Here is a 15,789-nt window from a genome sequence, read left to right as displayed (position 1 = left end):
TGTTTGGCCTGGCTCAGCGCTGGGCGACGACCTTATAGCGCTGCCCCGCCGTCACCCTGTCGCCCGGCAGCAGATTATTGAGAATGTAGAACAGGTCGCGCCCACCCGGAATATTGGCCATCTGCCGCGCCAGACCATCGGCGCTGTCGCCGGCCCGCGCCGTGACCAGCCGGATCGAAAGCGGGCGGATCTGGTTGAGATCGGCTGCCTGGGTGCGCCGGAAACTCTGGATCGTGGCCTCGGCGCCCTGCTTGAATTGGGGATTGTCCGCCTTGGCGGCGAAAATGAACCGGTAGACATCGCCATCGAGGCGCATCACCGCGACGCGGAAGAACCATTGATCGGTCTGGGCCAGGCCCGACGCCATCTCGATGCCGTTATAGGTGTGGGCGACGACGCTGTCGGCCTTGAGCCCGGCGATCCAGCCCGAGCGCAGATAATCGGTCAGCGCCATATTGGGCTGCACCACGGCGCTGTCGAAGCGCACGGCCTCCCCGTCCCCGGCCACGCCCACCACGGCGCTTTGCGAATTTTGCAGACTGTAGCCCCGCGGCACCGTGAAGGTGAATTTGGAGGCCGAATGGATGAATTGCTGGCCCACGATACTGCCCTGGGCCGGGCTGTCGCCGAAGGTGAGGCCGGAAATGGCCGAGAGATAGCCTCCCCGGTCGGTTTCTCCGGCTTCACCGGCGCCGAACATGGTGCGCGCCGTATTCATCGCGGTTTCGATGCGCGAGGGCGTCGAGGGATGGCTGGACAGAAACCCGTCATCGCCCTGGCTCTTGCCGGCGGAGAAGGCGGCGAACCGGCTCATCACGCCCAGGAACCGCGCCGCCGCCTGGGAATCATAGCCCGCCTTGCCGGCAAACTTGATGCCCTCGCGATCGGCCTCCAATTCCTGGTTCTGGCTGAAGGCGGCGAGCGATTGCCGCGTGCGGTTGGCGGTGGCGTCGGTGGAGGTATCGCCGCCGAAAATGCCGGTGATCACCCGGTCCACGATCTGGGTATTGCGCGTCTTGTCGGTGCGGGCCCGCGCATGGCGCAGCGTCACATGGGCGATTTCATGAGACAGCACTGCCGCCAATTCGCTCGTATCGGAGGCGAGCGCCAGAATGCCGCGCGTCACATAGATATAGCCCCCCGGCAGGGCGAAGGCATTGACTTCCGACGTATCGAGAATGGTCACCTGGAACTGCGCATTGGGCTGGTTGGCCGCCGCCAGCAACCTGCCGACGATGCGGGCCACCATGATTTCGGCCTGCCGGTCCTCATAGACCCCACCATAGGCGGCGATGATCCGGGGATGTTCGCGCCGTCCCACCACCGCGTCGTCGGGATCGGCGCCCGCCGGCATCACATTGGGCGCCGGATTGTCGCCGGTGCGCCCGACGCTGATATTGGAGCCGGTCAGCGACGAGCAGGCCGTCAGCGCCACAAGGCTGACCGCCAGCAGGGTCACGCGCAGCATAGTTTTGCCCGGAAGCGCTTTCATGGCCTCGCCACAACCTCGATCTGCTCGGGATGGGTAATCTCGATGCGCGGACCATCCCGCTCATCGACCCAGCCGCGTATGCGCACCAGCGCGCCTTCCAGTTCCAACGGATCGCGCCTGTCGCGCTCGAACAGGCGGAGCGCTGGTGCTTCGATCACGGCGGTGAAGTCTTCTTTCCAGAACCGGCCGAAATTGAGATAGATGCGCGAGCCGCTTCTGTCAGCGAGCAACACCCGTCCCTCGACCAATTCGTAATCTCCAACCCGGTCGAGCAAGTCTGCCGGGCGATCCGCCGCCCGCACGCTGTAATAGGGATCGCTCCAGATTCCAAGCCGCTCCGCGCGGGCCCGGGCCTCACCTGCGAAAAGTTGATCGAGGCAGCGACGATTGTCGGGAAACGAATAGACCCGCGCCAGCCCCGCCTCGATCATCTGTCCCTGCGCCCAGATCGAACCCTCGTCGGCCTCGATGAAGACATGCGCCAGCGCCCGGCCATAGCGGTCCCGCTCTTCCCCGCCATAGCCGAGCTGCACATTCTTGCCCAAAGCCAGCGTCCGCAGCGCATCGCGCGCCGCTTCGGCCAGCGGCCAATCGGCCAGCCCCTCGCGGCCAAGCGCCAGCTTGGGCGCCTGCGTGCCGATCAGCCTTACGGCGAGCCCCGATTCGAGCAGCACCGTATCGCCATCCACCACTTCGCTTACAAGGCCGCCCGGCGCCATGCGCAGCCCATCGCAGCCGGCGACCGGACTGGCGCCGGTCAACATGGCGGCAGCAAGGGAAACGATGGCAATGCGACGCAAACGAGCACCCCGGACAAGATTTCATTCACCATGCATGAAAATACGGCAAAAAAAGATTACCATGCGCCATGTGGACGTACCGCAGGGAGTGCGACGGATGGGACAGAGCGGCACGGTGAGGACCGGAACGGCCGGATGGGTCTATGCGCCCTGGCGCGGCACCTTCTTCCCGCCCGGCCTGGTGCAGAAAAAGGAACTGGCCTATGCGGCGAGCCACCTCACCAGCATCGAGATCAACGCCACTTTCCGCGCCAATCAGAAACCGGAGAGCTTTGCCCGCTGGGCCGCGGAAACCCCCGACGGTTTCAAATTCTCGGTCAAGGGCCCGCAATTGGTCACCCATATCAGGCGCCTGCGTCATTGCGAGCGCGAACTGGCCAATTTCTTTGCCTCCGGGCCCTTGGCGCTGGGCGACAGGCTCGGCCCGTTCATCTGGCAATTGCCGCCCAACCTCGCCTACGACGCCGAAATTCTTGCCGATTTCCTCTCGGTCTTGCCCCATGATCTCGCTTCCTATCGTGACCTCGCGGCCAAGGCCGACACTTTGAAGACCGAGCCCTATCTTGAGGCCAGGGGCGTCACGGCGATCCGCCATGCCATCGAGCTGCGCCATGCCAGTTTCGACAATCCCGAAGTCGAAGCGCTGCTGCGCCGGCACAATGTCGCCCTTGTCATCTCCGATACGGCTGCAAATCCTGCCCGGACGCTGACCGCCGATTTCGCCTATTGCCGCCTGCAAGGTCCGGCGCGGCCCGATGCGGGAACCTATGAGGAAGCGGACATCGCCGACTGGGCCAGAACGATTGACGCCTGGCGCGAGAGCGGGCGCGATGTCTTTGCCTATTTCGTTCATGAAGACAAATTGCACGCGCCTGCCAATGCCATCGCCCTTGGCGAGGCGCTGGGGATCCGCCCGTCTTCGAGTTGATCACGAGCCCGTTCCCAACTGGATTTTGTCCAATCCCCGGTCTATTGGGGCTTTCAGCGTAGCGTCACCCAGAGTCCTCAAGATGTCCAAAGCAAGTCCGCTCGATAAAATCGCCGCATGCGCCGCCTTCCTGCTCGGCCTTGCCGCTATTCTGGGCGCGCTGGGCAGCCAATATCTGGGCGGATTGCAGCCTTGCGAGCTCTGCCTCGAACAGCGCCTGCCCTATTATTGGGGCCTGCCGCTTCTGGCTCTGGTCCTGCTCTTGTGGAACCGCCTGCCGCTGCCGGTATGGTATGTCGCCATGGCCATTGTCGCGGCCTTGTTCGCCTGGGGCGCCTGGCTCGGCATTTTCCATTCCGGCGTCGAATGGGGTTTCTGGCCGGGCCCCACCGCCTGTTCGGGCACTGGAGCGGGGTTGAACCTGTCGCTCGATTCGCTCAATGACCTCCAGCCGGTCATCGGCTGCGACGTGGTGCAATTCCGCTTCCTCGGCCTGTCGCTGGCCGGCTACAACGCCTTGGTTTGTCTGGGCGTCGTCGTGCTGTTGGCCAGCGCCGTGCTGTTCCAGGCCCGCCGCACCCGCCGCTAGCGCATGCGCGGCTGCCCCGACGGGTCCTTGCCTGGGCGCCATGTCATTGCCGGATGGGCCGGAAATATCCGGCCCTAAAACTCGTTCCAATCGGCCGCAATCGCGGCATTGCCATGGCTGGCATAGCCGCCTCCCATCGGCGCGGCACGCGGTGCGCTCGCTTTGGCCGCCCGACGTTCCGCTGCCGGCGCCGGAGTCTCAATATCGGTCCTGAATACGGCCACGATCCGGTCCAGTTCGCCCGCCTGCGCTTCGGTCTGCTCGATGGCAGCATTGGTCTCTTCCACCAGCGCGGCATTGTGCTGGGTCATTTCGTCCATCTGCCGCACGGCGACCGACACTTCGGCAAGGGCGCCGGACTGCTCCTGATTGGCGCGGGCAATGGCGTCGATCAGCCCCGCACTTTCCTCTGCCCCGGCGAGTATGTCGGAGAGCTTTTCGGCCGCCTTGCCCACCAATTGTGCCCCAGAGCGGACCTCTCCGGCGCTGGCCTCGATCAGCACCTTGACGTCGGCCGAGGCGCTGGCGGCGCTCTGGGCCAGCCGCCGCACTTCCACCGCCACAACGGCAAAACCCTTGCCCGCATCGCCGGCCCGCGCCGCTTCCACCGAGGCGTTGAGGGCCAGCAGATTGGTCTGGAAGGCGATATCGTCGATCAGCCCGATAATGTTGGAGATTTTCGCCGAGGACGCCTCGATCGCCGACATGGCGCTGGTGGCCGCTCCCATCACCTCGCCGCCATCGGCGGCGCTCCGGGCCACCTGCCGCGCCTTTTCAGTGGCGCTCGCGGCCCTTCGGGCATTGTCGCTCACCGTGCTGGACAATTGCTCCACCGAAGCGGACGTCTCCTCTATCGTCGCGGCCTGCCGTGTGGTGCGGCTGGAAAGATCATTGGCGCCGGACAGGATTTCCGCGGTCGCCACGCGCACGCCGCTCGAGGCCTTGCGCAGCTGCGCCACGATTGTCTGCAATTGCCCGAGCGAGGAATTGAAGGCGCCGCGCAGGGCCTCATATTGACCGGTGAACACTGCATCGATCCGTCCGCCGAGATCGCCCTCCGCCATGCGCGCCAGTGAGCCGGTCAATTCATCGATAATGCCCTCGGCACGCTTGCGCTCGGTAATGTCGGTGGCGAACTTGACCACTTTGACCACCGCGCCTGAAGCGCTGAAGATCGGATTATAGGACGCCTGGATCCACACGTCCCGCCCGCCCTTGCCGACGCGGTGGAACTCGGCGGCGATATATTCTCCCGCCCGCAGGCGGTCCCAGAACTGGCGATATTCGGCGGAGCCGACATAATTGCCATCGCAGAACATCGAATGATGCTTGCCCGCAATGTCCTCGAGCCGATAGCCCAGCGTCGTGAGAAAATTCTCATTGGCGTCGATGATCGTGCCGTCGAGATTGAAGGAAATCACCGCCTGAACCCGGGAAATGGCCTCGATCTGGGCCGCATGGTCAGCGGCCAGCTGAGTCTGCGCGGTGATATCGGTGGCAAACTTGATGACCCGCACCGGCTTGCCGTTCATGTCCAGGACCGGATTGTAGCTGGCCTGGATCCAGACTTCCCTGCCTCCCTTGGCCAGACGCCGATATGCCGCGGAACGGAACTCGCCATGGGCAAGGTCGGCCCAGAACTGCCTGTATTCGGCGCTGGCAGCGAACTCTGGTTCGCAGAACATCGAATGATGCCGGCCGACGATTTCCTCGAGCTGATAGCCCATGGTGGAAAGGAAATTCTCGTTGGCCCCGATAATCGTGCCATCCAGCTGGAATTCGGCCACTGCCTGGCTGCGCAGGATCGCTGCTAACTTGGCCGCATCACGATTGCCAGCCGCTTTTCGCCCGAAAAGAAAGTCAACCACCTGCACATCTCCAACCAAGATTAAAAGGAAATCGACGACATCTAACGAAGACTGCGCCTGTTTGCTTAACAACTTGTTGGAATTCACCTAGCAAAACATCCGAACATGAAAATGCAAGCGATAAGTAATTTTGTATTGTGAAAAATACCAATACAAAAAGACCGCCCGAATAAATTCGGGCGGCCTGTATAGTTATTTCTCCCAATGGGATCGTCTACGGAACTAGAACTCACTCCAATCGGCCACCAGGGCCGCATTTCCGGCGGTGAGATAGGCCTTGGCAGCCTGCTGGACCTTTGGCGCCGCTCGCGGAGGCGTTGCCACCGACGGCGGAACATCCGTGCCGGTCCTGAAGACGTCCACGATCCGGTCAAGCTCGGAGGCCTGTGCTTCGGTCTGCTCGATGGCGGCATTGGTTTCTTCCACCAGCGCCGCGTTGTGCTGGGTCATCTCGTCCATCTGCCGCACGGCGACCGTCACTTCTTCGATGGCGCCGGCTTGTTCCTGGCTGTCATGGGCAATGCCGTCCATCAGGCGTGAATTGGTCTTGGCAGCGTCTAGCATGGCCGTAAGCATGGCCGCTGCATCACCGACCAGGCGAGTACCGCCGGCCACTTCATGCGTGCTCTGCTCGATCAGCGCCTTGACGTCCAGCGATGCATTGGCGGCGCTCTGCGCCAGCCGCCGCACTTCCACCGCCACCACGGCAAAGCCCTTGCCCGCTTCCCCGGCCCGCGCCGCCTCCACTGAGGCATTGAGCGCCAACAGATTGGTCTGGAAGGCGATGTCGTCGATCAGCCCGATAATATTGGAGATTTTCGCCGAGGATTGGGTGATCCGCTCCATGGCATGGGTAGCGTCGATCATCACCTGCCCTCCCTGCTCGGCAGTTCGGGTCGCCTCGCCGGCCACATTGCTGGCTTCCTTGGCCCGCTCGGCATTGGCCATCACGGTTGACGCCAATTGCTCCATGGCCGCCGAGGTTTGCTCGATGGTCGCCGCCTGCTTGGTGGTGCGTTCGGACAGGTCGTTGGCGCCCGAGAGGATTTCTCCCGTTGCCGTCTTGAGGGCGCGCGAGGTGGTCTTGAGGCCGGAAACCACATTGCCGAGCGTCTCGGCCACCGTATTGGTATGGTGCTTGAGCTGGGCGAAGGCGCCTTCATAGGAACCTTCCATGCGCTGCGTCAGGTCCATATCGGCCAGGGCCGCCAGAACCGACCCGGTCTCGGTCACGCCCTGGTCCACGGTCTCGACCAGTCCGTTGACCGAAGCGGCGAGGCTGTTGAGTTCCGCGTCGGGGAAATCCGCGTTCACCCGGTGGGAGAAGTCCCCCGCCATTGCCGCATTGACCACATCGCCGAACGCGCGCTGCAATTGCTGCATCATCTGCTGGCGGGCATGCTGGTCGGCGATGATACGCGCCGCCTCGGCTTCGGTCATCTGGCTGATCTTGAGCCCATTGTCTCGGAAGACTTCCACGGCGCGGGCCATGGAGCCGATTTCGTCCTTTCCGGCCTGATAGGGCACTTCGAGGTCGTAGCGGCCATCGGCCAGTTCGCCCATGATGCCGGTCATGCGCCGGATCGGCTTGGCGATGAAGCCTGCGCCGAACCAGACCAGCGCCAGCAGGATGGGCAGGAGCACCAAGGTGGCCACCAGAACCATGCCGCGCATGGCGTCGACACCAGCATAGATGGTGTCAGCGGGCACCTGCATGATCATGAGCCACTCGTCCGCGACCCCGCTGAAGCTCACCGGCAGGGTAAGAACGAACTGATTGATGCCTGCCGGGTCGGCATAGATCATGCCTTGATGGGTCAGTGAAGGATCAAGCAGCGCCGCGACGCTTTCCTGCGGCAATTCCTGCCCGATCAGGCTGGCATCGGGATTGGCGATCCAGGTATTGGTATTGCTGACCAGCATCACCGAGCCGACGTCGAACGGCTTGAGCGCCGAAATCACCGCCGAGATCGCATCCAGGGTGAGATCGGAGGTGAGAATGCCGGCGGGCTTGCCGCCTTTGTGAACCACCACGCTCACATTGGACATCAGCGTGGTCGTGCCGTTGAGCGGATAGCTATAGGGGGGGACCAGCACCGTGCGGTCTTCGCGCATCGGCATGTCATACCAACTCTCGGTGCCGTTTTCCGGCGTCATGATCAGCGGTTCGACCGCGATCCCACCATCGGCCCGGGTAAAATAGGGCACGAACCGCCCTTTATCGTCCGAATAGGGATGTCCGACAAAGCCGGCATCCCGGCCATCGAGCGCATTGGTGTTGAAGGCCAGCGTCATGCCGATAACGGCCGGTTGGGCCCGTATTGCGCCGGTCACCATTCGTCCGAGCTGATCGCGGTCGATCGGCTCCTGCGCGATCACATCTTCCACCGCGCCCGCCACGCTGAGCGTCGCCGAAATGATGCCGCCCATCTGCCCCGAGGCCAGCTGGCTATATTGACCCAACAACGCTCGGGCGCGGGCTTCCGCCTCTACGCCGGCTGTCTCGTACATCAGGCTCAAGCCACCGGCAATGATGCCTCCCATGGCGGTCAGGAACAGCACCCCTGCCCCAGCCACCAGTTTCGTCCGAACTGACAGATCGCTAAACTTCATTTGCTCACATGCCCCCCAGGAGCGCGCCATTCTGGCTGCTCCGCTTCTTCTGTGCCGATTACGTGCGACCCCGTCCGTCCATCAGGACGGCGGGAGCCGGATGGTAGTCGAGCTGGATTGACGCATCCTCATAGGCGCCGGCAAGAGACCGGCCCACTGCTATGTCGTTCTGCGTCCGTCGCGATCACATCACGACAGGGTTAAGGCGCAGTAAACAGTGGAAAAAAACGCTCTTATTCAGCGGGAAAGGGGCAAAAATTGCCCCACTGCCAGAGTCCGGTTGTCGGCAGGCACCGGCTAGAATTCCGACCAGTCCATCGCGATCGCGGCATTGCCCTGACCGAGATAAGATCGGGCGGCGCCACGCATTTTTTCTGTTTCCAGTCGCGGCAGGGCGGTTGGTGCCACCACCTTGCCCCCCGTCTCGATGGTGAACACATCGACGATACGGTCGAGCTCGGCGGCCTGCGCCTCGGTCTGTTCGATGGCGGCATTGGTCTCTTCCACCAGGGCCGCATTGTGCTGGGTCATCTCGTCCAGCGTGCGCACCGCCACGCTGACCTCCCCGATCGCCGCCGCCTGCGTCTTGGATGCCTTGGCGATGGCCTGCATCAAGCCGGCATTCTCGCTCACCGCGCCCAACATGGTGCGCAATTGCCCCGCCGCGCTCGAGACGAGGCTCGACCCGGCCTTGACCTCACTGGCGCTGGTTTCGATCAGCGCCTTGACCTCCGCTGAGGCGCTGGCCGCGCTTTGCGCCAGGCGCCGCACTTCCACCGCCACCACGGCAAACCCCTTGCCGGCGTCACCGGCCCGCGCCGCTTCCACCGAGGCATTGAGCGCCAGCAAATTGGTCTGGAAGGCGATGTCGTCGATCATCCCGATAATATTGGAGATTTTGGCCGAGGATTGGGTAATCCGCTCCATCGCCTCATTGGCCTGGTCCATGACCGCGCCGCTGCGCGCCGCATCCGCCGAAACCGCATTGGCGCTGGCATTGGCGTCGTCCGCCATGCGCGCATTGTCGGCGACGGTGCCGGCCAATTGCTCCATGGCCGCCGAGGTTTGCTCGATGGTCGCCGCCTGTTTGGTGGTGCGCTCGGACAGATCGTTGGCGCCGGAAAGGATTTCTCCGGTCGCCGTCTTCAGCGCGCCCGAAGTATGGCGCAACTGGCCGATCACTTCGCTCAGCTTTTCGGCCACCGCATTGGTGTCGCTCATCAGCTTGGCGAATGCGCCCCGATAATCCCCTCGCATGCGGCGGGTCATGTCCGCCTGGGCCATGGCTGCGAGAACCTCGCCGGTTTCGCTCAGCCCGCGATCCACGGTCTCGACCAGCGCATTGACGCTGCCGGCCAGGCTGTTGAGCTCCCGGTCGGGAAACTGCGCATGCACGCGCTTGGAGAAATCCCCGGCAATGGCGGCATCCACCACTTCGCCGAAAGCGGCCTGCAAGGCCACCATCATATCGGTGCGCTCGATGCGCCGGCGCTCGGAAGCGGCGCGTTCCTCCTCGCTCATGGCACTGACCTTGAGCCCGTTTTCACGAAACACTTCCACGGCCCGCGCCATCTCGCCCATTTCATTGCGGCGGTCGAGATAGGGCACTTCGGTTTGGTAATTGCCCTCGGCGACGGTCTTCATCGTCTGCGCCAGCCGGGGCACCGGCGCCGTCAGCGCGCGCGAGACCATCAGGCCGATCACCCCCAGCACCAGCAGCGCGCCCCCGCCCACACCGGCCAGCAGCAGCAGAACGCCATTGATCAGCGTTTCGACGCCCACCTTGTCCACGCCGACATAGAGCACACCCACCGCCGTCCCTTTCTGGTCGAGAATAGGCTGATAGGCCGTGTAATAAGGGGCGCCCGCGATCACCGCTTCGCCGGAATAGGGGATACCCGCCATCATCGCCGCATAGGCGAGGCTGCCCTGACCCAACGTAGCGCCCACCAGACGCTCGCCATCATCTCCCGCCATCGTGGCGCTCATATAGATGAAATCACTCTTTTCAGCGTCCCAGCCGAAAATGGCGGCGCTTTCCCCGGTCAGCCGGGCAATGGAATCGACGAGTTCGTGATTGAGGAATTGCCGCGGCATGGCCCAGGTGGTGAGCGTGGCGATCTGCCCGTCCTCGGCCCAGACGACCTCCGCGCCCGGCAAATTATTGGCGAGAAGCGTCGCGGCAGTCCTCAGATTGGAACTCTGCTGCGTTTCCATCTGGGCGCGCAAAGCCGCGTTCAGATTGAAGTAGATCGCTGCGGAAACCACCGCCACCGAGAACAGGATCGAATAGATCACCAGCGCCGCGATCGCGGACGTCATCCTGATATTGCCCAGGACACGCTTGATGGCTCGGAACATGTGTGCAGGATCCCCGGATGGCGCCCGCTCCCCCCTTGGTTCGGGCACTCAAACTCGGCAGAAATCCTAACGAAAGGGCATTAACCGAGTATTAGCCCTGAAAAACAAACGGCCCGCCGAAGCGGGCCGTCCTGCAATTGAGCTGCACCAGGATTTTAGAATTCGTCCCAATCCTGCGCCAGCGCCGCATTGCCCTGGCTGCGCAGCCTGGGAGCGGCAGCCCGCAGGGCCTGCTGCTGGGCCTGCACGCTCTCGGGCAAAGCCCGTCCCATGCCATCGACGGTAAAGATATCGACGATCCGGTCAAGCTCGGAGGCCTGCGCCTCGGTCTGCTCGATGGCCGCATTGGTCTCTTCCACCAGGGCGGCATTGTGCTGGGTCATCTCGTCCATGGTGCGCACCGCCGAGGTCACCTCGTCGATGGCGGTGGCCTGTTCGGCGCTGTCACGGGCAATGGCTTCGAGCGCCGTGGTGTTCTCGCGGATCGCGTCCAGCATCGTCGCCAGCTTGCCGGCGGCATCGCCGACCAGCTTGGTGCCGGTCGTGACTTCTCCGCTCGATTGCTCGATCAGCGCCTTGACCTCGCTCGAAGCCTGCGCCGCGCTCTGCGCCAGCCGCCGCACTTCCACCGCCACCACGGCAAAGCCCTTGCCCGCCTCGCCTGCGCGTGCTGCTTCCACCGAGGCATTGAGCGCCAGCAGATTGGTCTGGAAGGCGATATCGTCGATCAGTCCGATAATGTTGGAAATCTTGGCCGAGGACTGGGTAATGCGGTCCATGGCTTCATTGGCCGCGTCCATCACCTTGCCGCCCTCTTCGGCGGTGCGGGTGACCTTGGTGGCATTGGCGCTGGCGTCGCGCGCCCGCTCGGCGTTCTTGAGCACGGTGGCCGCCAGTTGCTCCATGGCTGCCGAGGTTTCCTCGATTGTCGCCGCCTGCTTGGTCGTGCGCTCTGACAGATCATTGGCGCCGGACAGGATTTCTCCTGTCGCCGTCTTGAGCGAACCCGATGTGTGGCGCAATTGGCCGACCACTTCGCCCAGCTTGTCGGCTACCGCATTGGTGTCCGATTGCAGCCGGGCAAAGGCGCCCTCATATTCGCCCTCCATGCGGCGGGTGAAATCGGTATCGGCCATGGCGCCCAGCACCCCGCCGATCTCGCTGACGCCGCGATTAAAATTGGCGACCAGATTGTTGACGCTGCCCGCAAGGCTGTTGAGTTCAGGATCGGGGAATTCGGCCTGGACCTGGCGGGTGAAGTCGCCGGCCAGGGCCGCGTCCACCACCTCGCCAAAGGCATTCTGCAATTCGCGCATCATCTGCCGACGGCTTTCCTCGTCGGCAACGATCCGGGCCGCTTCCGCCTCGGTCATCTGGCTGACCCGCAGCCCGTTCTGGCGGAACACTTCCACCGCGCGGGCCATGCCGCCGACCTCGTTGCCCATTTCGGTATAGGGCACATCGGCTTCGTAATTGCCCTCGGCAATGGCGTCCATCGCTCCCGCCAGGCGCGGGATGGGCCGGGTGATGAACCGGGATGCGACAAAGCCCAGAAGGCCCAGCACCACGGTCACCCCGCCCCCCACCATGGCGATCAGACCGAGCACGCCATTGGCGGCGGCTTCGACATTGGCCATGGGCGTACCGACGAAGATGGCGCCCATGACGTCGCCATTGGTTTTCTTGATCGGCTGCAGGGCCGAGAAATAATTGGCCCCGTCAACGTCGATCGGTCCAAGATAGGGCTCGCCCGCCAGCACCTGCATCACCGCCGCGCTATCGGCCGGCAGGATGGCATCGACCGCCCTGGTGTCGTCTTCGCGCTTGAGGCTGGTGGTCTTGGCCACCAGATTGCCGCTGTCAGTGGCCAGCACATAGATGGCGGCATCCTGCTTGGTGACGCGGGTCACCGAGTCGATCACTTCGCTGTCATAGAAGGGCGGAATGGCCCAGCTCTGGAAGGCTGCGATACTGCCATCTTCGGCCCAGGTCAGCACCGAACCGGAAATGCGCCGCTCCAGAATGGTCGCGGCGACGCCCTTATTGGTTTCCTGCTGCAAACGGCTGTCCTGCATGGCCTGTGCGTGCAGGTTCACATAGATCGATGCCGAAACAGCGGCGATGGAGCCGATGATCGATGCCAGGACCAGAACCAGGATGGTCGTGGTCATACGCACATTGCCCAATAGGCGCGCGATGGACTTCATATCTGTTTTCCCCCGTACGGACCGCAGCGTGTCTCAGGCCGGACGGCCGTGCTGACCCTTTGGGAAACACGCTAGGAGATTACCATTACCGAAAGTTATACAGAAAATAATGCAATCGATTTCATGAGCTTTTTAGCTCCGGCGATTACACGCTTTCCGCGTCTTTTGGCATCTTCCCTGTCGGTTCAGAACTCGCTCCAATCCGCATCCAGCGCGGCATTGCCCTTGGTGAGATAGGATTTGGCCACTTTGTCCAGCCGGGTCTGAAGCCCGCGCGCCCCCGCCGTGCCCGGTACAGCGGTGGCACGGATTGGCGGGGCCACCGGCGCCGCTTTTTCCTCGAGGGCGAAAATATCGACGATGCGGTCGAGCTGGCTGGCCTGCGCCTCGGTCTGCTCGATCGAGGCATTCATCTGCTCGACCAGGGCGGCATTGTGCTGGGTCATCTCGTCCATGGTCCGCACCGCGCTGTTGACCTCATCGATCGAAGCGGCCTGTTCCTGGCTTTCGCGCGCGATCCCGTTCATCAATTCGCTCGACGCCCGGGCCGAGGACAGGATCTGCTCGAGCCGGCCCGCCGCATCGGCCACGAGGCGCGAACCGCCCTTGACCTCGGTGGCGCTCTGCTCGATCAGCGCCTTGACGTCGCTCGAGGCCTGCGCCGCGCTCTGCGCCAGGCGCCGCACTTCCACCGCCACCACGGCAAAGCCCTTGCCCGCTTCTCCCGCCCGCGCCGCTTCCACGGAGGCGTTGAGCGCCAGAAGATTGGTCTGGAAAGCGATGTCGTCGATCAGCCCGATAATGTTGGAGATTTTCGCCGAGGATTGGGTGATCCGCTCCATTGCCTCATTGGCATTGGCCATGACCTGCCCGCCTTCTTCGGCCGTATGGGTCACCCCGCTCGCCACAGTGCTGGCTTCCTTGGCCCGTTCGGCATTGGCCATGACCGTCGAGGCCAATTGCTCCATCGTCGCCGAGGTTTCCTCGATCGTCGCCGCTTGTCTCGTGGTGCGCTCGGACAGATCGTTGGCGCCGGAAAGGATTTCGCCCGTCGCGGTCTTGAGGGTGCGCGACGTATCGCGCAATTGCCCCACGATATCGGTGAGCTTTTCGGCCACCGCATTGGTATCGGCCTTGAGCCGGGCGAAAGCGCCCTGATAATCGCCGTCCATGCGCTGGGTGAGATCGGTATTGGCCAGCGCCGACAGCACCGCCCCGGTCTCTCCCAGCCCCCGGTCCACCGTCTCCACCAGACCATTGACCGAACGCGCCAGCGCATTGAGTTCGTCATCGGGGAATTCGGCGGTGACGCGGCGCGAGAAATCTCCTGCCACCGCCGCATCCACCACATCGCCAAAGGCGCGCTGCAGATCCTGCATCATCGCCGCGCGCTCGGCCTGGCTGGCGATGATCCGCGCCGCTTCCGCCTCGGTCATGGCATTGACCTTGAGCGCATTCTCGCGAAACACTTCCACATTGCGCGCCATGGCGCCGATTTCGTCATGCCGCGCCCCGCCATCCACCGCCACCGACAGATCGCCATTGGCCAGCGCTTCCATGCTGTCGGTAAGCCGGGTGATCGGGCGGCTGATCGAGCGGGCAAACCAGGCGCCCAGCAGCGCGGCAATGGTCAGCAGGCCCCCGCCAATGGCCAGCGTCATGTTCCGCATCTGCACCACGGCGGCGAAGGCTTCCTCCTCCGGCTGCACCGCCGCCACCGCCCAGGTGACGGCGCCGATGCTGACCGGCGCGGCCCGCACCACCATGGGCGCGCCGCGATAATCGCTGCTGCCGCCTTCCCCGGAAATGCCGGCAAAGGCATTGGCAATGGCGTCGCTGGTCAGGACGCTGGCCAGGACGTCGGCTTCCTCGGTGCGGGGGGATTCAGTGCGCAGCAATCCATCGCTGCCCACCACCACCACTTCCCCGCTCCGCCCCATGCCGGAGAGACCCGAGACACGGGCGCTCACCGCATCGGGCGCGATCGAGAGCACCATGACGCCGGTATTTTCCGCCTTGTCATAGACCGGCATGGCCATGAAGCTCTGCGCCGAGCCCGTGGGACCATAAAGGGAAAAATCGACAAAAGCCGCCTCGCCATCCGCGAGATCCTTCGCCGCAGCGAAAGCCTGTCCCAGTCCCGACCCGTCGCTGCCCACATTGCTGGCAAAATCGATATTCTTGGCCACCGAATAGACCACGTCGCCCGCGGCGCTGATCAGCAGCACGTCCGCGTAATGGCGCTCCTGCATCAGGGTGCGGAAGCCGGGATGAAACCGCTTATGCGGCGCGTCATAGGTGGCCCCCTTGATATTGCTGTCCACCGAGGCGCGGTCCTCGGGCTTGGGACTTTCGGTGACATAGGCGGTCTGCAATTGCGTCGTCGCGCCTTCGCCCAGGCCCATGCGCAATTCGTCCAGCGCCCGGGTGAGGTTCTTCATCGCCGTCGCCGTGTCGGCGCGCTGCACGAAGAGCCTGAGATCGACCTCGGCGCTGCCGTAATACTCGCTGACCAGCGCCACTGCCGTATTGAGCGAGGCCTGCATCGACTGGTCGCGCTGTTCCTGCACCGTGCCCAGCCCGATCATATAGCTGGCAATGCCGACGCCGGCGCTTACCAGCAGCGCCGAACCCACCAGCGCCAGGGGTAGTTTCTGGGCGATTTTTAGATGCGGAAACAGTTTCATGGACAAGCCTTCCCCCCCAAGCGACCATCCTGCCTGTACGCGCAAAAGCGCCCGGCACATCCTCTGATCGGCTGGATGCAAACGATACAGTAGCGAGATTAATCACTTATTACGGGTAAATCCGCAGGTCCGGCTCCGGACAAATCCGCAGATTGGGGGCAACGTCTCGGCGCAGCCTAGAGCGGCGTGCGTTCTATCGAACGCATAGTGCCGCTCTATCATTTTTGTTATCGCATCGTTTTTG

9 protein-coding genes are annotated in these 15,789 nt (G+C 63.4%); 2 read left to right on the top strand and 7 right to left on the bottom strand.

The window, feature by feature from the left end:
- Positions 1-13: 13 nt before the first annotated feature.
- Both H0482_RS07765 and H0482_RS07760 read right to left on the bottom strand, forming a co-directional pair.
- Complete coding sequence (locus tag H0482_RS07765) at positions 14-1,492, bottom strand: M48 family metalloprotease (RefSeq protein WP_193729470.1); 1,479 nt, start codon at positions 1,490-1,492, stop codon at positions 14-16.
- A complete protein-coding gene (locus H0482_RS07760; RefSeq protein WP_230989504.1) occupies positions 1,489-2,292 on the bottom strand; it encodes a thermonuclease family protein in 804 nt (267 codons plus the stop codon). The genes H0482_RS07765 and H0482_RS07760 overlap by 4 nt, the downstream gene beginning before the upstream one ends.
- Before the next feature lie 97 nt (positions 2,293-2,389).
- Between H0482_RS07760 and H0482_RS07755 the strand changes: the two genes are divergently transcribed.
- Positions 2,390-3,220, top strand: a complete 831-nt coding sequence (locus tag H0482_RS07755; protein WP_193729469.1) for a DUF72 domain-containing protein — start codon at positions 2,390-2,392, stop codon at positions 3,218-3,220.
- An 82-nt stretch (positions 3,221-3,302) separates the two neighbouring features.
- Positions 3,303-3,809 (top strand): disulfide bond formation protein B, encoded by a 507-nt coding sequence (locus tag H0482_RS07750; RefSeq protein ID WP_193729468.1) that lies wholly within the window; start codon positions 3,303-3,305, stop codon positions 3,807-3,809.
- 74 nt (positions 3,810-3,883) lie between these two features.
- On the opposite strand, the gene H0482_RS07745 is transcribed toward H0482_RS07750, so the two are convergent.
- The 5 genes from H0482_RS07745 to H0482_RS16530 form a co-directional block, all read right to left on the bottom strand.
- A complete protein-coding gene (locus H0482_RS07745) occupies positions 3,884-5,677 on the bottom strand; it encodes a methyl-accepting chemotaxis protein (RefSeq protein ID WP_193729467.1) in 1,794 nt (597 codons plus the stop codon).
- A gap of 222 nt (positions 5,678-5,899) precedes the next feature.
- Positions 5,900-8,290 carry a methyl-accepting chemotaxis protein gene (locus H0482_RS07740; RefSeq protein WP_193729466.1) on the bottom strand — a complete coding sequence of 797 codons (2,391 nt, stop codon included), beginning with the start codon at positions 8,288-8,290 and terminating at the stop codon, positions 5,900-5,902.
- Positions 8,291-8,587: 297 nt separating this feature from the next.
- Positions 8,588-10,651, bottom strand: coding sequence for a methyl-accepting chemotaxis protein (locus tag H0482_RS07735; RefSeq protein WP_230989503.1), 2,064 nt, complete (start codon positions 10,649-10,651; stop codon positions 8,588-8,590).
- 155 nt (positions 10,652-10,806) lie between these two features.
- On the bottom strand, positions 10,807-12,858 hold the full coding sequence (locus H0482_RS07730) for a methyl-accepting chemotaxis protein (protein WP_230989502.1): 2,052 nt from the start codon (positions 12,856-12,858) through the stop codon (positions 10,807-10,809).
- Between the two features lie 185 nt (positions 12,859-13,043).
- Positions 13,044-15,545, bottom strand: a complete 2,502-nt coding sequence (locus H0482_RS16530; protein WP_230989501.1) for a methyl-accepting chemotaxis protein — start codon at positions 15,543-15,545, stop codon at positions 13,044-13,046.
- Positions 15,546-15,789: the final 244 nt, after the last annotated feature.

This window comes from Devosia faecipullorum (assembly GCF_015158295.1).
GTDB lineage: Bacteria > Pseudomonadota > Alphaproteobacteria > Rhizobiales > Devosiaceae > Devosia > Devosia faecipullorum.
Note: the sequence above shows the minus strand (reverse complement) of the source record. Positions and strands in the feature narration are given on the sequence as shown.